Below are 20,474 nucleotides of genomic sequence, written 5' to 3' on the forward strand. Positions count from 1 at the left end.
ACGGTGACGTCGTCTATGAGCTCAAGCACCTTGAGGTGCGAGTCCTCTTGGGCAAGGATGTTGCACAGAAGGGGCGCGCGAGCGCGCTCGATATCGCTTCCTCGAGCCGCGAAGGTCTCCTGCATCATTCTCAATTGGAATGATCTAATACAAAGAAATCGTTTGCGTTGCCGGCAAGGCGCACCAGAATTGGAGTCAATGCTGAGTTCCTGAAAGGACTCCGCCGGCGCTCTGGATTTCATCTCGAAAGACGGTTTCGTGCGCCTGGTGCTTACACTCGATAGCGAGGAAATTGAACGTGAACGACAATCCTGGACCCGCATCCGTCAATTTCCGCTTCCGCAGCGACAACGTCGCGCCTGCGGCGCCCGAGATCTTGCGCGCGCTCGCGTCCGCAAATGAGGGGGCCGCGGCGCCCTACGGCAACGATGAGTGGAGTGCGCTCCTGCAGCGCAAGTTCTCGAATTTGTTTGAAAAGGACGTCGTGGTTTTTCCCGTGTCCACAGGGACGGCCGCCAACGCATTGTCATTGGCCAGCATCGCTCGGCCATGGGGGGGCATCTATTGCCATGAGTTGGCGCACACCTACGTTAACGAGGGGTGCGCCACCGAGGCATTCACCGGTGGAGCGAGATTCATCACGCTGACTGGCCGTGATTGCAAACTGGAACCGACGGCGCTGGCCGAAACGCTGCGGCGCGCCGAGCGCGGTGCACGCTATGCGCCGCAACCCGATGCGGTGTCGATCGCTCAGGCCACGGAGCGTGGCGCCGTCTACTCGCTCGACGAGGTCGCGGCGATCGGCGAGATTGCGCGCGATGCGAGTATCCAGTTCCACATGGACGGCGCGCGGTTTGCGAATTCTCTCGTTGCCTTGGGATGCTCGCCGGCCGACGCGACATGGCGCCGCGGCGTCGACATTCTTTCTTTTGGTGCAACCAAAAACGGCGCGATGTCGGCGGATGCTATCGTGGTGTTCAATCAGGCACTCGCCGAGCCGCTTTCGTATCGGCTGCGCCGCGCGGGTCAGACCTGGTCGAAGATGCGTTTCGCGGCCGCACAGCTCATCGCGTACACCGAAGATGATCTTTATCTGCGCCTTGCCGCCACCGCGAACGCCCGTGCCCGCCGCCTCGGCGAGGGCCTTGCGAACCTGCCCGGAGTGCAGCTGGTTGCTCCCGTGCAAGCCAATCTGGTGTTCGTTGCAATGAGGGAGGAGGTTATCGAGGCGCTGGCCGCCACCGGCGTGCGCTTCGTGCGGCAACCAGGCGGTGTCGTTCGGCTGGTGACACACTTTGATTGCGCCGACGTTGAGGTCGATCAACTCATTGAGCTGGTGGGCAGATTGGTTTCTCCGGCAGGCAACGCATCCGGCCACGAGGCGGCAACCAAGAGCGCGGTAAACTCATCAAAGCCCGCGAAGTCGGCTCGGTAAAACTCGGATTCTCGCTGCGCATCTAAACGCGGCGGATGGTTGCGGTGCTTCAAACTCTCTTCGTCACGGCGGCATCCGCTGCTGTCACCCGCAGGGCGCACCCGGCCGTCGACAAAAGGTTTGGTATATCATCTATACTTGATATATAATGTGACAAAAGCTTGGCGAACCGCGGCATCTGGCTCGAGCAACGGAGAACTGCAGATGAAGAATGATACCTGGAAAGTCTCGCGTCGCTCCTTCCTGGCCGGAACGGCGAGCCTGATTTCGGCACCGATGGTGCTCGCGGCCTCTGGTGAGAAATCGAAGCCCATCACGATGGCGAATGGTGGCGGGTCTTATCAAGACGCCCAAGTCAAGGCGGTGATCGAGCCCTTCACCAAGGAGACGGGAATAAAGGTCGAGTTTGTTCCGATATTGGAGCTCGACAAAGTCAAGGCCATGCAGTTGACGGGCAATGTCGACGTCGATGTTTTTTTGAATACTGTCGTCAACACCACCTCCGGATCCAAGCTAGGTTTTTGGGAAAAGCTCGATCCGGCCCTGTTCGACCTCAAAGATCTGGAAGTCCCACCGGCAACCGACTACGTCACTTTCGAATTAGCTGGCAATTGCGTAACGTGGGATCCGAAGAAGTTTGGTGACGGAAGGCATCCGAAAAACTGCGCCGAATTTTTCGATCTGCAAAAGTTTCCTGGGCGCCGCGCCTTGCGCGGCAATGTGTTGGTGGGCACGCTGGAAATTGCACTCCTCGCCGACGGCGTGGCGCCGAAGGATATCTATCCGCTGGATTTGGATCGCGCCTTCAAGTCGCTTTCTCGGATCAAGTCTCATCTCGTATGGTCGGCCACTACACCGCAGGACATCTCTTTGGTGCAAAGCGGAGAAGTTGATTTCGGTTTCGCGAGCAACAACCGGGTCTTGGCGACGACGCGGCCGGGTGGCGGGACACCATTGGCGATCTCCTTCGAGCAAAACATCATTGTCGCCGACGCGCTCGCAATCCTGAAGGGCGCGCCGAACAAGGAAAACGCGATGAAACTGCTTGCCTATTACATGCGTCCGGAGGTTCAGGCCAGGCTATTCGATCTGCTGGGCACGATTCCAGTGTCCAAAAAAGCGTCAACGATGTTGTCGCCCGAGATACGTAAATGGCAGCCGGATCTGAACAGCCCTAACCACGTGATGCAGAACAATACATATTGGGCTGAGAATTTCGAGTCGATAAATCGGCGTTTCCAGGAATGGAGAATGAGCTGAGTGTGCCGCTGCCGGGAAGTCTCTGAGGCTGGCGGCGCAAGCGATGCTCTATCCCCTATCACTTGTGAGCGGAGTGTCCGTGATTCGAACAACCAATTTGCCACGCAGACTATGCTCATGCCGGTGACCGCTATCGTGCGCTTCTTCGAGCAAGGCTTCACCGGCCGCGGAATCTGCGTCGTCCTCAAGGACGATCCGAAGCGGCAATTCTTGATCTCTCAAAGAGCCCGCTCGGAGCGCCGCCCATGATCCGCACAAGTACGTTGCGTGCGCAGGCCATGTTCATGTCGCCAGCCACCCTGATAGGGGGGGCGATCGTTTTGCCGCCAGCTTTGTATATCCTCTACACGAGCGTCCAGGGTCCGAACTTATCGCTTGCTGCGTTCAATGCGGTGCTAAGCAGCGCGTTGTTCAGGAATTCCCTGGCTACGACGCTGTATATCGCGGGCTTGTCTTCCATCCTGAGTTTGATTCTGGGATTCATCGTCGCGCTGCATCTTGCGCGTCAACCGGCGCGGCGCAGGTCGTTCTTTATGGTACTTGTGCTGCTGCCATTCTGGACCAGCGTCTTGGTCAAATGCTTTGCGTTTACAATCATCCTAGGCCGCAACGGAATCATCAATTCGCTCCTAAGTTGGATCTTCAACACGAGTGTCACCTTACCGCTTGTTTTCAACTTGGTGGGTACGCTTGTAGGCATGACAAACTACCTCGTTCCGCTTGTTGTCTTGCCTGTTCTGGCTAGCCTGCTGGCGATCGACCGCGGCATTTACCGGGCAGCATCCATCATGGGGGCCAAACCCGCGCACATTTTCTGGACAGTCACGGTTCCCTTGAGCCTACCCGGCGTCATCGCCGCTCTAGTGAGCGTCTTTGTGATGTCTCTGGGCGCCTTCATCGTTCCCGCGCTGCTCGGCGGCTCGGGGAATATCATGCTCGCGAATCTGGTCGATTTCTATAACCGGGAGGTCTTGGACTGGCCCAAGGCCTCCGCAATCAGCGTGCTACTGTTCGCAATGGCTATTATTCTCACCGGGCTTCTTGCCCTTTGGCGTCGGCGGAAGGTCTAGGGTTTTACTCGTGTCCCATATCATCCACGATCCGCTTTCGCGCCGCTACCAAAGCATGGGGACGGCATTGGCCGTGACGATCTATTTTTTTCTCCTTCTCCCAGTGCTGGTGACAATCCCCATGGCCTTTGGGCCCACGAGTGCGCTGACATTCCCGCCGGAAAGCTACTCCTTTGACTTATTCGAAATCTTCTTCAAGTCTGCCGACTGGACACATCCGTTGTTCCAAAGCCTGAAGGTCGCGGTCGCCAGTACCACGGTGGCGATGCTTGCCGGCGTGCCGGCCGGTTACTGGATGGCGCGGCACAACTTCGCTGGCAAGAAGTTCATTACGGCATTGATCATGAGCCCCCTCGTTGTGCCCCATATCGTAACGGGTCTCGGGCTTTTTCTCTACTTCTCGTATCTTCGTATCAGCGGTACGACTGTTTCTATCATTCTGGGCCATGTTATGGTCAGCTTGCCCTTTGTTATCGTCATGATCGTGGCTGGCGTGAACAAACTCGACGGCAATCTCGAATTCGGCGCCGAGCTGATGGGGGCTGGGCCCATCCGAATGTTCGTGACGGTGGTTATTCCTCAACTCGTACCCTCGCTCGTAAGCGCCGCGTTCTTCGCGTTTCTTCTATCTATCGATGAAGTAATCATATCTTGGTTCCTGGCGGGGCCGAACACTGTCACTTTGCCGGTGAAAATGTACAACGCTCTCCACTGGGAGGTTTCGCCGGTGATTGCCGTGGTATCTACGTTGCTAACCGCAATTTCCTTGTTGGTCAGCATCGTTGCGGTCGCCTTGAGGAAGGAACCGTCGATCGATATTTGACGATGTGTCACGACGGTCGGAGTGCATAGTATGAGAACAGGATCGCGGATGATGCTAGGGGTGGAGAACTCGGGATCAATTCAATACATTCGCCGAAATGAACGGACGAGCTCGCATGGCCATAGCTGCCCGGATGAAAGTGTGATTGAGATGCATAACGGTGCCAATGCTAGCCACAAGTCTGAGCACGTGGTCGCGCTGAAGGGTGTGTCGAAAACGTATGGCCCGGTAACGGCGCTTCACTCGACCGACCTCAGCTTAGAGAGGGGCGGATTCCTGACTTTGCTCGGCCCGTCGGGCTCAGGCAAGACGACGCTGCTAAACCTGATCGCAGGTGCGAGCGAGCCGACAACCGGCACAATACTGCTGGACGGGCGCGACATTACGCGCATGCCTCCGCGCGATAGGGGGATCGGCATGGTATTTCAAAACTATGCGTTGATGCCGCACATGACTGTGTTCGACAACGTCGCCTATCCGCTGCGCGTGCGTCGTCAATCAGCCAGGACGATCCATAGCAGGGTGATGGAGGCACTTGACCGTGTCGGACTGCATGGCTTCGAAAATCGCAAACCGCGTCAGCTGTCAGGGGGTCAGCAGCAGCGCGTTGGTATCGCACGGTGCATTGTCTATTCTCCGGCCATTATCATGATGGATGAGCCGCTGGGAGCGTTGGATAAGAATCTGCGCGAGCAGATGCAGGGAGAGATTAAGCGCCTCCACCGAGAGTTGGGCACGACCCTCATCTATGTCACGCACGACCAGGAAGAAGCGCTGAACATGTCCGATCGCATCTGCCTGATGAATAGGGGCGAAATCGCCCAGCTAGGGACGCCCGATGAACTCTACTTTCAGCCGCGCAACCGTTTCGTGGCGCAGTTCATCGGCGAGTCGAATTTGATCGATGGAAGAATGACCAGCGAAGGTCGAATGCTGATTTCTGACAACCACTCCATTGCTGTTCCCACCAATGCGCCGATCGATAGGCCGGATCTTGTCGTGATGATCCGACCCGAGAAGCTACGTGTAACCGCCAATGACCATACCACCCGAGACGATGATAACGTCGTAAACGGCGAGGTCATAAGCAGTTCGTTCATCGGCGGGACCACTCGCCTGACCGTTAAAACTGAGAACGGCATCGACATGACAGCAAAGATGATGTCAGGTCGGGCTGAAACGAGGCCCAAGCTTGGGACGCGGGTGCGCTTGTGCTGGTCATCCTCAGACATGGTTATCCTCGAAAAGTGATGTTGGCGGAACGTCGAATATTGGCGCCTTAAAACGCACTGAGGTAGTGCCGCGCACGTCCGGCGAGTAGCTTTATCAAGCGTTTTGTTGTGCGCGCGAGGAGTCGCGAACTGCCGCTAAACCGAGACAAGAGCACTCGGTCAGAAGCGCAGCAGGAGCCGAGATGATCGATTCGACGCAACCATCCGGTCTCGGTGGCATCATCGCCCCATTACGCTATCCGACTTTTCGCCGCATCTGGTTAGCGAGCCTGCTCACGAATCTTGGTACTTTGATCCAAGGGGTTGGCGCGGCTTGGGCGATGACTCAGATGACGTCATCTGCGAATCGGGTTGCGCTGGTACAGACGGCGCTCATGCTGCCCGTCATGCTAATATCTATGCTGGCCGGCGCCATAGCCGACATGCATGACCGTCGCATCGTGGCGCTGGTTGCACTCTCGATCGAGACTTCGGGAGCAATCGCGCTGACTGTGCTCGAACTCTATGGGTTTGCTACGCCCAATATTCTGCTGGCGCTTTGCTTTGTGGTTGGGAGTGGCATGGCGTTAAGGGGCCCGGCTTGGCAATCCTCGGTAAGCGAGCAGGTGCCGGCGGACGCGTTGCCTGCGGCTGTCGCTCTGAATAGCATCAGCTACAATTTAGCCCGGAGCCTCGGGCCGGCGATCGGCGGCATTTTGGTTGCAGCGGCGGGAGCAGTAGCGGCGTTCGCAGTCAACGCGCTACTCTATCTGCCACTAATAGTCGCATTGGTTGTGTGGAAGCGCATCACCGAACCTACGCGTCTGCCTCCTGAAAAACTTAACCGGGCGATTATTTCCGGCGTGCGCTACATCATAAATTCGCCGTCGGTCAGGATCGTTCTGAGCCGCGCGCTGCTGACCGGCGTGATTAGTGGCGCGATCATCGCGCTGATGCCGCTAATGGTGCGCGATCTCCTCCACGGCGGCGCAAAGACGTATGGCATCATGCTCAGCGCCTTTGGTCTCGGTGCTGTTATTGGAGCGCTCGTTCTCGCCGAGGTGCGCACGCGTATGAGTGGCGAAGCCGCAATTCGCGCTTGCGCCTTGTCTATGGGCGGGGCGATCGCCGCCGCGGCCCTGAGCCGCGAGCCACTTCTGACGGCGACCGCGCTGGTGTTGGTGGGGACAGCATGGACGCTGACGTGGCTGCTGTTTACCATTGGTGCGCAGCTCTCGTCGCCTCGCTGGGTGACGGGGCGATCCCTCGCAGCCTATCAGGCGGTAAGCTCTGGCGGGATTGCCCTCGGCAGCTGGGGGTGGGGCCGCCTAACGGACGCCGCCGGCGTCGATACTGCCCTTCTGGTCGCGGCGGCCCTGTTGCTCTCCTCGCCTCTCCTTGGCCTTTGGCTGCCAATGCCGCGCATTAATGCCGGTGGCGAAGAGCCTGAGATGCTTGAAGATCCCAAGGTGCGGCTGGCGCTGACTGCACGCAGCGGGCCGCTGGTGGTAGAGATCGAATATCGGATCCCGCAGGAGAATGCGCGCGCCTTCCACATTCTGATGCAGCAGGTTCAGCTGTCTCGAAAGCGCAATGGCGCTTACGGCTGGTCGATTGCTTGCGACATTGCTGACCCCGAGCTGTGGACCGAACGTTATCATTGCCCAACGTGGCTCGATTATTTGCGGCAGCGCAGCCGCTCGACCCAGGCGGAGCGCGCACTTGATCGAAAGGCCGCCGCTTTTCACGTCGGTCCTGAGCGCGTGCGCGTCCGACGCATGCTGGAGAGGCCGTTCGGGTCGATTCCGTGAAGCAAGAGGGGCCGGCCGACCCGCGATCGACGTCCTCTCTCAGCAATTGGCGCGGCCGCGTCGAAGCTCCAATCCGAATACGTCGCCACGGGTCTGAACATGTCTCGCCCTCGCATTTCTTACTCTGCATCACGAACTGGGCAGAGGTCCCGTCTCATCCCGACATGCTCCATATTCCTTGATGCCACATCATCTCATCGTTATTGCGGCTTCGATGCCGTCATTTGTTGCACGGGAGGCTCGACATGGCCTATCGCCGGTCGGACGCCGGGAATCGCAGGCGGGGTTCCTTTCATCAAAAGCGCAGCTGCAAGCACGTGTTCTCAGTGAGAAGGCCAGTCTCCCGCCAACGGGGATATTGCGAGGACGGATTACTGATCCGAACCCTTAGCGATCACGGTCAACCCGCCGCTTTCTGCCAGCGATGTGCAGTTGAGCTCCTTGCGGATTGCGTCACCGAGGCCGAGGACGATCTAAAGCGGCTCAACCTGCTGTCGCCGATCGTCGGCCACGTCGGCGACGGCAACTTCCACTGCTCCCTCGTGTGCGCGGAGGAGATGGCGCGCGGCGAGAGGTTCATGCATCGCTTGGTCGAGCGCGCGCAGGCGATGGATGGCACCTGCACCGGCGAGCACGGCATCGGCCAGGGCAAGCAGAAATACCTGAAGGCCGAGCTCGGGCCTGAAGCACTCGACGCGATGCGAGCGCTGAAGCGCGCGCTCGATCCGCAAAACATCTTCAATCCCCGGCAAGATCGTGCCGGAGGCGTAGTGCCTGTTGCAGTGCGATCGGCCGCGTGAGGCGGCCGCGCGCAGGAAACTTCCAGCCGGTGGGTCGGTTCCAAATCCCGGCAAGTTCCGACGCCTCATTGGCGCGGATTTGCAGGAGGAGACGATGTTGCGACCGATCATTGGAATTGCCGTGATGGCGCCGGCCTCGATGGTGGGCAAGTGCGGCTCTGGCAAAGGGCGGACACTGCGGTGGGGTGGCCATGGTGGCGGGCACTTCGGCAGTCACGGCTTCGGGCACGCGCATTTCGGTGGCGGACGTCATGGCGGCGCGGGTTCGGATCCATCGCGCGACACGCTGGCCCGAGCTTCGGCCGGATCCGCAATGCGGTTGTGCGTCCCGCAGATTTTCGCAATGCGCTGAACGTACGCTCCAGTGCATTTCGCAATGGCCGTCTGATCAACAATCCTGCGGCGCGTTCGCGGATCGCAGCCGTCCTGGTCGGCCGCATGGCGCGGACAAAGGATGGTGGCAACATCCGGGCCGCTTCTCTGGCTGGCTTGGACCGCTGTTCGGCCCAAGTTCAGTCTTGACGGGTTAATGCTGGCCAACCGAACATCACGCTCTTGACCGGCGCAGAAGTCACTAGATGGCTTCAGGATCACCGGTATGAGACTTGTAAGGACGGCGCGACGCTGGCTTGGGGCGGACAACCGGGTTACCTCAGATCCGACGAAGCGTTTCAAGCAACATCCAGCGCATCCATTCGTGTCCTTCGTTGGTCTCATGTCGACGACTCCAATGAACGCGGACGTCGAACGACGGAATGCTCACAGGGAGCGGCAGCCACCGCAATCCGTGCGTTCTCTCGAACGCCTTCGCGACGCGCGATGGGATAACCACCAAAAGATCGGTTTCCGCAATCACATTTGGAACACTTGTATAGTTTGCGACCTTTAATGTCGGTCGCCTCCGTATATCTCGCTCGAGGAGCGACCGCTCGACACTGTGGTGTCCAGTGAAGGGCGAGGACACGATGATATGATCCGACGCCTCGAATTGTCGCGTGGACAACGTTCTCTTGATGCTCTGATGTTGCTTTCTGAAAAAGCACACATAACGCTCGCGAAACACTGTCGTGTAAGATGTTTCGGCGCAGATTTCGGGAAGATTGCCGACAGCGAAGTCAACATCCCCGAAATCGAGAGCGCGTGGCAACTGCTGGAGTGGTATCTGGACAACCTCAACAGTTACCTTAGGTGCGAGGCTCTGAAGCCGCCCCAAAATGGACGGCAAGAAAACCATTTCGCGAATGTCGGACATGGCGAGGCGGAAATTTCGGTCGGAACGTCGCGGATCAAAGCCTGCGGGGCTCAGCGCGGAGTCTAGAACGTCGATGCCTCGGCGGAGCTCTTGATACAGGGACAGCATCTTCGGCGTAGCTGTCATTCCCTTGCTCGATTTCAAGAACAAAGGGTCGCCAATCTGCTCTCGACATCGCCCCAACAAATAGCTGGCAGCTGGCTGCGACGTTCCCAGGACGTCGGCCGCGTGAGAAACACTGCGCGTCTCAACGATCGCGCAAAAAAGCCGAAGGGATTGCAAGTCGATTGCGATCATCGTGATAAAATGTTCGTATAACGCATATATCCTCCATCTATTTGACCTATTACGCAAACTCTATTTAGGATTGATCCAAGAAACATTCTTCCATGCCTTGGCCGACCCCGCGACGCTTTCTGCTGTGATAGTGCAATCGCACTATGCGAATAGTCCACGTGGGACGTCGGTGAAACGGGCAGGGTGATTATCCTCAAAGGCCACGCTCGACTTGCCACGAACGCAAGGGGTCAGATCTTGTATCTCGACATTTGAAACGCCGCGCGGGTCGTCCACGGAGATAGGTCATGGCAGAACGTTCATTCAAAGCAGAAGTCCGGCAACTTCGGGCGGGCGACGGTACCGTATTCAGCGGTGAAGGCATTCTTGCCGTAACAAAGGCCCTGTTGCAGTCTGGCGTTAGTTATGTCGCAGGTTACCAGGGGGCTCCGATCTCGCATCTGATTGATGTATTGTCGGACGCCGCCGAATTCCTGGACGAACTTGGCATCCGATTTGAGATGAGCGCAAACGAAGCGGCGGCCGCCGCTACGCTTGCTGCCTCAGTCAACTATCCACTTCGGGGGGCCGTTACCTTCAAGGGGCCAGTAGGAACCAACGTCGCATCTGACGCGTTGGCCAACCTTTCTTCGAGTGGCGTGACGGGGGGCGCGTCATTATTCTCGGAGAGGACTACGGCGAGGGATCCTCAATTATGCAAGAGCGTAGCCACGCGTTTGCGATGAAATCGCAACTGTGGCTACTCGATCCTCGACCGAATTTGCCTTCCATCGTTAGAGCCGTTGAGGCTGGTTTCGAGTTATCGGAGGCATCGAACACGCCTGTGATGCTCGAATTGCGGATCCGTGCTTGTCACGTTTACGGAAGCTTCGTGGCGCGAGATAACAAGCGCGCGGCTTTCACACCGAACGATGCGCGAAACCAACCTCAACGCGACACCGATCGAATTGTTCTACCACCTGCGAGCTATCTCCATGAGCAAGAGAAGATAGAACGGCGTTGGCCCGCCGCCGTGAGGTATATCGAAGAAAATCATCTGAATGAGTTCCTTGAGGGCGAGGCCACCGATCTAGGCATTATCGTTCAGGGCGACAACACGACGATGCGAGTTCTTCATACATGCGGATTGGCTGATGTCTTCGGGAATACCGGAATTCCGGTGTACGTCTTGAACGTTGTCTGTCCGCTGATCGAATCGGAGATCCAACGGTTCTGCGCCGGAAAGAAAGCAGTCCTGTTGGTGGAGGAAGGTCAGCCCGAATTCATCGAGCATTCCATCAACTCTATCCTGCGGCGCCTACACGTTGAGACCCGATGCGAAGGCAAGGGCATGTTGCCGAGGGCCGGCGAGTACACCGGCAATGTGGTGAAGGCCGGCTTGACAAAGTTCCTGCGTCAATACCGGCCTGATCTGGTGTCTGCTGAAGCAACCAATCCTGTCGCCACGCAAGCTGCCGAGAAGGTGGCGCCAAATATTCACGGGACGACCCCCGTCATTCTGCACTGGTTGTCCTGAGTGTCCGATTGTCACTGCCATGAAGTTGGTCGAAAGGGAACTCGGGGCGCACCACGTGAGCTGCGACATCGGATGTCATTTGTTCTCGACGCTTCCGCCGTTCAATGTCGGCAACACCGTGATGGGTTACGGTCTTGGCGGTGCCGGCACGGCAGCCTTGGGAGGAGGCGGTGCAAAGCGAGCAATTGCGATCCTTGGAGATGGTGGATTTTGGCACAACGGACTTGTGTCGTCGGTAGGCAATGCGGTCTTTAACAAGAATGATGGCGTCCAAATCGTTGTCGATAATGGATACTCCGCCGCGACGGGCGGCCAAGACAATTTATCTTCGGCGGTAAACAATTTGCGGCGATCGACCAGGAACTCGATTGAACGAGCATTAGAGGGGCGTCGGCGTTCGGTGGATCCGCACGTTAAGCAATACTTACAATCTTGCTGCCATGCGCGACGTGCTGAAGGATGCGCTGCTCACCTCGATCCAAGGGCCAAAAGTTATTGTAGCTCGATCGGAGTGTATGCTCAATCGCCAACGGCGAGAGCGTCCGATCGCCGCAGAGCGGTCAAAAAACGGGTTGCGAACGGTGCGGGAGCGCTTCGGTGTCGATCACGACACGTGCACTGGAGATCACTCCTGCATTCGCCTATCGGGATGTCCTTCTCTGACCATCGCCCCCAATCCCGATCCGCTTCGGCGCGAGCCGGTGACGAAAGTTATACAGTCGTGCGTCGGTTGCGGGGGTTTGTGGCGAGGTCGCACACGCAGCCGTTCTTTGCCCATCCTTCTATCGAGCTTCGGTCATATCGAATCCAACGAGATGGGATCGAATATCGGCTGGTTTGCGTGGCGCGATCATATCCGTGCTGCAGCGACGGTCGGAGCAGAGGTCGTCGCATGAACCGCGTGAGACCAATTAACATCGCGATCTTGGCAATGGGCGGCGAGGGGGGCGGAGTCCTAGCTGACTGGTTGCTCTACGTCGCCGAGGAAAATGGTTACCTGGCACAGGTGACGTCCGTCCCGGGCGTCGCGCAACGCACGGGAGCGACAATCTATTACCTGGAATTGTTCGCCAGGAGCGCCGCGGCGGAGGCCGGTAAGCCTCCAATCCTAGGGCTAATGCCCGTGGCGGGTGATGTCGATCTCGTGGTCGCATCGGAGCTCATGGAGGCTGGCCGAGCGGTACAACGAGGTTTCGTTACTCCAGAACGGACGCACTTAATTGCTTCGACGCACCGCGTCTACTCTATTGGCGAGCGAATGGCGGTCCGGGATGGACGTGTCGATCAAATGGCAATTCTCGACGGATGCAAAGCCGCAGCCAAGGAGTTCATCGGCTTCGATATGGCGGCGTTAAGGCAGGAATTCCGTTCACTCTCTCAACCGCATCGAATGCAAGCACCGAGAAAGTCGCTCGCCAAGCAGGAGGAGACCTATGGTTTCAACTCTATATCGTGCAGAGCAAGCTCGTGTTCTCGCTCGTACGGTGAGCTAAAGCCGCAGGATAATCGACATTGTTAGTTACTGTCGATGTCGCAGTGAACGGCCGACGCGAGCGAGATCTGCGGAGTGGGTTTGCGATACCGTTCCGATACGGTCACCAAGTCATCTTGGACGCGGCTCTGCACCCGAGTTGGACGATCCACCAAATGCTTCGAGGAATCCCTCGGTTGGCAAATTTCGAGGGTGAAGGGCAATCGATTGAGGTTCAGGCCGCCTTGATGCGGCGTCAGATGGATGCAAGCTTCAGCTGGGACGACCTCAAGCGTCTACGCGACGCATGGCCGGGTACGCTAATTGTTAAGGGAGTACTGGCTGAGACGGACGCTGCAGGCTGTGCTCGAGTTGGCGTTGACGGTGTTGTGTTGTCCAATTATGGTGGACGACATCTTGATGACGTTGTTGCTCCGGTTGAGGTGTTGCCGAGCATTTCTGCCACATCTCGGACGCCGATCCTCGTAGATAGCGGATTTCGGCGCGGGTCTGATGTTGTCAAGGCGATCGCGTTAGGAGCGCGAGCGGTCATGATTGGTCGGGCCGTGTTGTTCGGGCTGGCCGCGCGAGGGGAGGCGGGGGTTTCTGACGTATTACGGATGCTTCGTGAAGAGCTCGACACGACTTTAGCACTCCTCGGTTGCCGGTCGTGCGGTGAGCTGACGCGACACCATATTGCGGACAAAGCGTTGCCCTGTGTGATCACCAAACGCCGCCGAAACCTCGGCTACCCCCACCACACTTCGCCCGGTCAGAACTGAGTCGAACACCAGAAGTAGATCCAGATCGAGCTTCGAAGCCTCACAACGAGCTCATCATGTGACACCGTGAATTGACTGAGCGATTGCCGAAGTCCGTCCAAGGCTTGACTGGAGGTGGCTCGTCGGATGGGCGCTTCGTCCGTACGCCTTCGGGCATGGAGCAGAGCAACTCGCGCTTCCCGGTCCGGGGCGCTGAACGATCTGCAATTGGCGATTGATGGGGACGACTTCGAGCCCGCCACCGCAGGGCGGCTTCGCTATCGCCGTGAAGAGTTATGCAACGGTGGTTGCCTCGGGGCCCGATTGTGGCGGTTACCAGCGCCCAACGGCCGAAGCTTCGTCTCACGCTGATGCCGAGCGGAACATTGAACGTCGCCGATAAGCTTGACCGAGACGAGCTCGACCTGTCACTGCACGGGAACTGGATGGTGAGCGTTTGCATCGCTGGGTCGGGACCGCGACGTGGCAGTCTTTCAAAGTTGCCGCCCTGCCATTCGTGCAAGATTGACGACGGCGTCACTTCCGCTGGATCAGCATCTTGCCATCGGCTCCACCGCTGAGGACATGAGTTTGTCGATAGAGCCTTGAAGAAGAGCCGGACGATCGATCGCTCTGGACGTACCATATTTGTCGACAGGCGGAACGAAGGCGCGTCCATCCCGGTCGATTAATTCGCTTCGGAGCCGGCGAAATCGGGCGTGCCGTGTTGGAGCTTTGGTCGTCGACGCTTCGTGCACGCCGCTTCCGTTCGAAAATCTGAAAACAGATGCAGTCGCACGCCTCGTCATTCATCATGAGGATGAGACTGACCACGGCCTGGCAGATCAGTTGAAGCGCGCTGAAGTCGACGAGCGCATCACCGGGCTGAATCAGTTCGGATCCACGTCATCTCGGGTGATCGCAGGCGCCGCCGAGCGCGGGCGCGGCTACTTCCAGTGAAGGATCTCCAGACGTTGACCGATCCCACTCAGGTCTTGTCCGCGAGCTCGGCTTGCGCGGCATCGCCAGGGGCCTCAAGGCGCTTGAGTAATCGCCGGACGTCAACACGCTTAGCCATGCCGAATGGCTCGGCCTCCTGCTCGAGTAAGAGGTGGCGCGGCGCCGGCGGAAGCGCCGGGGGTCACGTGCCAGAGCAGCCTGTCAATCAGCACCCAAGTGTGCCCCCTCGTTGGAGTCCAATCTTTGAACGATGGGACTTGGCAGTAGCAGTCGGTTTGTCGGAGCTGGCCGGGGTTGCGGAGACGAGCCAAACGCGGGTGGCGTGATCGTCGACGTCACGGCTTTTGAATCGCCAGCCATCGTTGCCGATCTCGACGATGTCGCAGTGTTGGTCAACCGATCGAGCAGCGCGGTGGTCATCTTGGCATCACCGAACACGGCAGAGTACCCCCATTATTGAACGGGTCGTGTCTCACGTCACGATCACTGACCCACATCATTTCCTGTTTGGGCACCGGCTTGAGGTGCTGAAGGAGCGGTCGGGACGCGGTCCCGCCTACGTCGTTGTCGCGCTGCCGGACGGACGGCCACGGGCGGTTCGGATCGCATCGACGGACCTTGCCGAGACGCCGATCACTTCCCGCCCGGATGCCGCCGATCTGCCGCGCATCAGTGCACGTACGCTGATCCCATTGATGCAACATTTGAGCGCGAGTCTGAGCCTTCTCGACGAGAAGGTGATTCGCGACGACCCACCGACCGCTTCCAGGTCGCGTTGCGTATCGACCCCTACCGACGTTGGCAAATCCGCCCGGCCGTCCGACGGCCGACATTCCGCGCCTGTGGCCGAATCTGTCGACCGCGACGCAAACCCAGATTGCTCAAACCATCGCCGCGCTGATGCGGCGAATGCAAGCGATCCCCGGCACGCCCGGAAGGGGACTGGGCCGTGCTGATCAGCTCGAACATCGCTGACGAGCGGCTCACGACTGCACACCGAGCCAAGCTGGCCTATGTCTACGTGCGGCAGTCATCCGTGAACCAGGTGCGCCAGCATCAGGAGAGCACCGAGCTACAGTACCGCCTTGTCGATCGCGCCATCGGTCTGGGCTGGCCGCCCGAGCGCGTCCAGGTGATTGACGAGGACCTGGGCAAATCCGGTGCCGGCGGCGTGGATCGTCACGGTTTCCAGAAGCTCATTGTCGAGATCGGCCTTGGCAACGCCGGCCTTGTGGTGAGCCTCGACGCTTCTCGCTTGGCCCGCAATAACCGGGACTGGCATCAGCTTCTCGAACTTTGCTCGGTGTTCGGCGTGCTCATTGCGGATGGCGAGCGGCTTTACGATCCACGCGCCTACCACGATCGCCTGCTGTTGGGTTTGTCCGGCATCATGAGCGAGGCGGAGTTGCATCAGCTTCGGATGCGCCTTCACCAAGGGGAACGCCAGAAGGCGGCGCGCGGCGAACTGCGGCTGCCCCTGCCTGCCGGGCTCGCCTATGATCGAGCGGGTACAATTGTTCTCAATCCCGATGAGGAGGTGCAGGCTCGTCTGCATCTCGTGTTTGCCAAATTCCGGGAACTGCAAAGCGCTCGCCGTGTGATGCGTTATTTGGACAGGAGCGGATTGTCCTTGCCGGTTCGACCGCTGCTTGGACCATCGCCACACGAGATCGTCTGGCGTGCGCCAGATAGTGCACGCGTCCTTAGTGTCCTTCAAAATCCGGCCTATGCTGGCGCGTTTGTTTATGGCCGCCGGCAAAAGGATCCGAGCCGATGCCGGCCGGGATCGCCGACGGGAACGGTCAAGGTGGCGATCGCGGATTGGGCGGTTTGCCTGCACGCCGCTCACCCAGGCTATATCAGCTGGGAGGAGTTCATGGCCAACCAGGGACGACTGGCAGATAACGTCTGCCGCTATGAGGCGGGACACGCTGGCGTACCGCGCAAGGGGGCAGCCCCGTTGCAAGGAATTGCGATCTGCGGCCGTTGCGGACGGCGCATGAGCATGCGCTACACGGGCCCAAATGCCGACTATCCGGTCTATTGCTGCCGCTCGGATCGGGACCAGCAAGGCAGTGCACTGTGTCAGGAGGTCCGGGCCTTGGCGGTTGACGCGCTGGTCGAGCGGGTGGTGCTCGATGCCCTGGTGCCGGATCAGATTGAGATCGCACTCGCGGCGGCCGGCCAACTCGAGCAGGAGAGCCGTCAGCTCGAGCGCCAGTGGGCGCTTCGCGTGGAGCGCGCCCGCTATGAGGCCGAGCGCGCTCGGCGTCAGTATGACACCGTCGAGCCCGAGAACCGTCTTGTGGCGCGCTCACTTGAGCGGGCTTGGGAAGAGAAGCTGCGTGTCGTCGAGGCGGTCGAGCAGGAGCATGCGCGTTGGCGCGCGCAAGAGCCGCTTCTGATTGGCCCGGCGGAACGCGCAGGGCTACAAGCGCTCGGCGAGAACCTGTCGCGGATTTGGAACGCGGCCACCACGTCGGCAGCCGATCGCAAGCGCATTCTGCGATTTGTCATCTGCGAAGTCGTTCTTGATCAAAAGCTGACCCGAGGTCAGGTGTGGCTCAAGATCGTCTGGCAGACCGGCGCAACCAGCGAGCATCACGTACAACGGCGCGTTCACACCTACCGCAACTACATCGACATTGATCGGTTGCGGCGACGGATTGTCGAGTTGAATGCTGAACACAAAATGGATGGCGAGATCGCGGCAATACTCAATCAGGAAGGCTTCGTCGCGGCTCGAGGCTGTGCCTTCAAGGGCGAGAACGTCTGGATGTTGCGTACCCGCTGGGGTATTCCCACCGTCAAAATCAACGGAGTGGACAAGAATCCGATGCGCTGGCCCGATGGTAGCTTCTCGATTCAGGGCGCAGCGGCTGAGCTCGGAGTAACACCGCAAACGGTGTTCGATTATCTCGCGCGCGGATTGCTGGCTGGTCGTCAGTTAACCAAAGGCCAGCCATGGCAGATCGAGCTCTCAGACGAACAAATGAGTCAGCTTCGCAAGCGGGTACGACGCACCAAGCGTTCGAAGAAGGAGGCATCATGAAGTCATCGGCTCGCCGAGCACGCTAGGCCATTCACCGAAGGCAAGATTGGCGGTGACGATGACGGAGGCGCGAAACGTACAAGGGGCGCGACCAATGATTGTAATGTCGCGCCGAACGGCGAGAGAACAAAATGAATAGGCCTGTATGACACTCAACCATTGCACCCAGGTATCAGGCATAACTCAAACACGCAGGGTACAGGCTTCTGGCTCTTCTCGCATACGGTGCTCCCCGGAAGGGCGCTTCCGCTTGCACTTTTCGTTTCGGTTTGGCTAGCAAAGTTATTGAGTCGAACTTTATCGCGCAACCAAGCGAAGAAAGCCTAACGCATCGATCGATGCGTTGGTACCGGTCGTACCGATATGAAGCGGTTGGATCACACGCTTTCGAACGCTGGCGCGGCCCGTACGTTTCGTACAAACTTCTTGGGCCAATTGTGAAGATTATCTGTCAACTTGATCCCTGCGAGTAGCGGAAAGGGTGGGCCGTCTCGCGAATTCCGTTTTGGAGAAAGCCATCGGGGGGGCGAAGGTAGTCAGTCGCTGGTTTGGCGACTTGTCACCTTCAAAAAATTTGGAGGAATTTCTATGGAAATGGCGAAGACTCTTTTACTCGGTACGGCCGCGAGTTTGATCGCGCTGGGGGCGGCGCAGGCCGCCGATCTGCCGGTAAAGGCAAAAGCAATCGAATACGTAAAGATATGCTCGTTGTATGGTCCGGGCTTCTATTACATCCCAGGCACTGACACTTGTCTCAGGCTCGGTGGTTATACGCGTGGCTGGTTGGAGGCGGGTAGCAATAGTACGGGTGTGAATCCAGACTTTGGACAGGGTGGGGCGGTGAACCGCTTCAGCAATAGCTACACTTGGCGTAGTCGTGAACTCCTGGACTTTGACACGCGCACCGCGACTGAATACGGCACGGTTCGTACCTTCGCCGAGCTTGTATTTCAGTGGACGAGCGGCACCAACAGCGGACTAGGAAATGGCTCGACCGTCTACCAGTCGCTCGGCGGTGTTTCGGCGCCAAACAACGCAAATCCTGGCGCCGTTGCCGGTGGTACGTTCGGCCTCTTTTTTGCCTTCATCCAATTTGCTGGCTTCACCATGGGCATGGCAACGTCTCAGTTTTCCACGCCTTGGGCCCAATATCCAGGGAACAACGTAGCATTGCCAGGTGCCAGCGCTTTCCAGCCTGTGAACCAGTTCACTTACACTGCTAACTTCGGTCAGGGGATCACGGCCTCAATCTCGGCCCAAGATCAAACAGCACAAATCCAGGCAGGCGTCTGGAACGTGAGCGCGGCGTCAGCTGCGGGAATCGCGAGCGGTGTGTTTGGCGGCAGTGATTACGCAGGCGCTATAGCTCCAGATATTGTCGGGCAGTTTCGTGTGGACCAATCTTGGGGTTTATTCCAAGCGTCAGTCGCGGCGCACGACAACCACGCCGCCTATTACGGCGGGACCGAGCTCACCGGCCATCCTGACGACAAGTGGGGTTGGGCCGGTCAGTTAGGCCTTTCCATCAAAAACATTCCGACGGGTACCGGTGACTCGATTAACGTGTCGGGTGTTTATACGAATGGTGCGAGCCGATATAACTTTAACCAGGAAATGGTCAGCAACTTCGCGAGGTACGGCAATACGAGCTTGGCAGGTGCTTACCAGAGCATCGGAATCGGGGGCGTTTCTGATACGGTATTCGTTGCGGGCTCTGGTCAGGAACTGACCACAACGTACGGCATCAACGGAGCCTTCAACCACAACTGGGATCCGCACTGGTATAGCTCCATTTTCGGCGCGCTTGGCGCGGTGCGCTATAACAGCACAGCCAAGAGCTACATCTGCGGAGCGTTCGTTGCGAACCTTGCGCTGTCAGGCGGGGCGGCAGGCTGCAATCCCGACTTCGACTATGCAGTTGTCGGCACAAAAACGGCATGGACTCCTGTCAAGGGGCTGACCTTTGCGGCCGAACTCGATTACAGCAGACTTCACCAAAATTTCGCGAGTGGCAGCACGGTGGGTCTGCCGGCGCAGGCGGGCATCGGCAAGCCAGGTGCTGTGTATGCGCTGAAAGATCAAGACAGCTTTGGTGTCGAATTTCTAGTGCAGCGCAACTTCTAAGCCGCCATCGAACTAGTGACGAGATGAAACATGTCTAGTTCGACCTCCTAGAAGGCGTCCGGCGTGCCCGCCGGAGGCCTTCTGAATCTGAGATCTGGTACTTGCACGACGACGAACAAGAATCCGGCAATCGCCATAAAAACAGCCGCGCGAGCTCTGCCGCGGGCTGAGGTCTTGGCGAAGGAGCACCTTGCGTGTCATTGCGGCGGTTCACGGTTTAGTGCGCCCCGCATCGCTTGTGGTGCGCACGGGGAATCGTGACACTGCGGTGAGAGGAGCTGGCACAGCGTTGTCGAGGAGCGCGTGTGCTTTTCGCGACTAATGCGTTCCGCAACGCCGTCGAAAAACGAGATCCTCGCCAAGTCCAGTCAGAGAAGCGACAGAGATCGCCAAGCTGGGTCGGAGTACTGACGTTTCGCCCGCGTGGGTAGGTCCGCGACCTGGCGTCATCGGTGGCGAACGTGTCCAACCTTGTTCAAACAATGCTGACGGGTCTTGGTTATTCGCTATTGGAATGACATTGGGCTAAAAAATCATTTGCGTTGTGCGCGGCTTGGACCGAAGTGATTACACGCTGGATTTCAGGGGAGGACAAAGCCGCCTAGGCGACCCTAACCAGCGAAGCTAGTCG

General features: G+C 58.4%; 13 protein-coding genes and 3 pseudogenes. 14 read left to right on the plus strand and 2 right to left on the minus strand.

What is annotated here, in order from left to right; translation table 11 throughout:
• Positions 1-298 precede the first annotated feature (298 nt).
• The 8 genes and pseudogenes from ACP2YO_RS13510 to ACP2YO_RS13545 all read left to right on the plus strand — a co-directional run bounded on the left by ACP2YO_RS13510 (position 299) and on the right by ACP2YO_RS13545 (position 8,762).
• The gene (locus tag ACP2YO_RS13510) at positions 299-1,435 is read left to right on the plus strand and encodes a threonine aldolase family protein (RefSeq protein ID WP_426441288.1); all 1,137 of its coding nucleotides are present in this window, start codon (positions 299-301) and stop codon (positions 1,433-1,435) included.
• A 204-nt stretch (positions 1,436-1,639) separates the two neighbouring features.
• On the plus strand, positions 1,640-2,695 hold the full coding sequence (locus ACP2YO_RS13515) for an ABC transporter substrate-binding protein (RefSeq protein WP_426441289.1): 1,056 nt from the start codon (positions 1,640-1,642) through the stop codon (positions 2,693-2,695).
• A gap of 245 nt (positions 2,696-2,940) precedes the next feature.
• A complete protein-coding gene (locus tag ACP2YO_RS13520; RefSeq protein ID WP_426441290.1) occupies positions 2,941-3,765 on the plus strand; it encodes an ABC transporter permease in 825 nt (274 codons plus the stop codon).
• Positions 3,766-3,775: 10 nt separating this feature from the next.
• Positions 3,776-4,588 carry an ABC transporter permease gene (locus ACP2YO_RS13525; protein WP_426441291.1) on the plus strand — a complete coding sequence of 271 codons (813 nt, stop codon included), beginning with the start codon at positions 3,776-3,778 and terminating at the stop codon, positions 4,586-4,588.
• Positions 4,589-4,738: 150 nt separating this feature from the next.
• Positions 4,739-5,839 carry an ABC transporter ATP-binding protein gene (locus ACP2YO_RS13530; RefSeq protein WP_426443180.1) on the plus strand — a complete coding sequence of 367 codons (1,101 nt, stop codon included), beginning with the start codon at positions 4,739-4,741 and terminating at the stop codon, positions 5,837-5,839.
• A gap of 163 nt (positions 5,840-6,002) precedes the next feature.
• On the plus strand, positions 6,003-7,610 hold the full coding sequence (locus tag ACP2YO_RS13535; protein WP_426441292.1) for an MFS transporter: 1,608 nt from the start codon (positions 6,003-6,005) through the stop codon (positions 7,608-7,610).
• 431 nt (positions 7,611-8,041) lie between these two features.
• Positions 8,042-8,381, plus strand: a pseudogene (locus tag ACP2YO_RS13540) (FAD-binding oxidoreductase); the annotation flags it as partial.
• 123 nt (positions 8,382-8,504) lie between these two features.
• Positions 8,505-8,762 (plus strand): hypothetical protein, encoded by a 258-nt coding sequence (locus ACP2YO_RS13545; protein ID WP_426441293.1) that lies wholly within the window; start codon positions 8,505-8,507, stop codon positions 8,760-8,762.
• Between the two features lie 300 nt (positions 8,763-9,062).
• Here the strand turns inward: ACP2YO_RS13545 and ACP2YO_RS13550 are convergent, their stop codons facing one another.
• On the minus strand, positions 9,063-9,959 hold the full coding sequence (locus ACP2YO_RS13550) for a LysR family transcriptional regulator (protein WP_426441294.1): 897 nt from the start codon (positions 9,957-9,959) through the stop codon (positions 9,063-9,065).
• Between the two features lie 287 nt (positions 9,960-10,246).
• Between ACP2YO_RS13550 and ACP2YO_RS13555 the strand changes: the two are divergent.
• The 4 genes and pseudogenes from ACP2YO_RS13555 to ACP2YO_RS13570 all read left to right on the plus strand — a co-directional run bounded on the left by ACP2YO_RS13555 (position 10,247) and on the right by ACP2YO_RS13570 (position 14,667).
• Positions 10,247-12,390: pseudogene (locus ACP2YO_RS13555) on the plus strand (thiamine pyrophosphate-dependent enzyme).
• Entirely contained in the window at positions 12,368-12,994 is a 627-nt protein-coding gene (locus ACP2YO_RS13560) for a hypothetical protein (protein ID WP_426441295.1), read from the plus strand. The pseudogene ACP2YO_RS13555 and the gene ACP2YO_RS13560 overlap by 23 nt, the downstream one beginning before the upstream one ends.
• Positions 12,995-13,011: 17 nt before the next feature.
• Positions 13,012-13,728 (plus strand): alpha-hydroxy-acid oxidizing protein, encoded by a 717-nt coding sequence (locus tag ACP2YO_RS13565; protein ID WP_426443181.1) that lies wholly within the window; start codon positions 13,012-13,014, stop codon positions 13,726-13,728.
• Positions 13,729-14,442: 714 nt separating this feature from the next.
• Positions 14,443-14,667: a hypothetical protein gene (locus tag ACP2YO_RS13570; protein ID WP_426441296.1), complete on the plus strand. Its 225-nt coding sequence runs from the start codon at positions 14,443-14,445 to the stop codon at positions 14,665-14,667.
• 205 nt (positions 14,668-14,872) lie between these two features.
• On the opposite strand, the pseudogene ACP2YO_RS13575 reads toward ACP2YO_RS13570, so the two are convergent.
• Positions 14,873-15,114, minus strand: a pseudogene (locus tag ACP2YO_RS13575) (ATP-binding protein); the annotation flags it as partial.
• Between the two features lie 502 nt (positions 15,115-15,616).
• On the opposite strand from ACP2YO_RS13575, the gene ACP2YO_RS13580 reads away from it, so the two are divergent.
• Both ACP2YO_RS13580 and ACP2YO_RS13585 read left to right on the plus strand, forming a co-directional pair.
• On the plus strand, positions 15,617-17,719 hold the full coding sequence (locus tag ACP2YO_RS13580) for a recombinase family protein (RefSeq protein WP_426441297.1): 2,103 nt from the start codon (positions 15,617-15,619) through the stop codon (positions 17,717-17,719).
• Between the two features lie 588 nt (positions 17,720-18,307).
• Complete coding sequence (locus ACP2YO_RS13585) at positions 18,308-19,843, plus strand: porin (RefSeq protein ID WP_426441298.1); 1,536 nt, start codon at positions 18,308-18,310, stop codon at positions 19,841-19,843.
• Positions 19,844-20,474: the final 631 nt, after the last annotated feature.

This window comes from Bradyrhizobium genosp. P, from assembly GCF_049949265.1.
GTDB lineage: Bacteria > Pseudomonadota > Alphaproteobacteria > Rhizobiales > Xanthobacteraceae > Bradyrhizobium.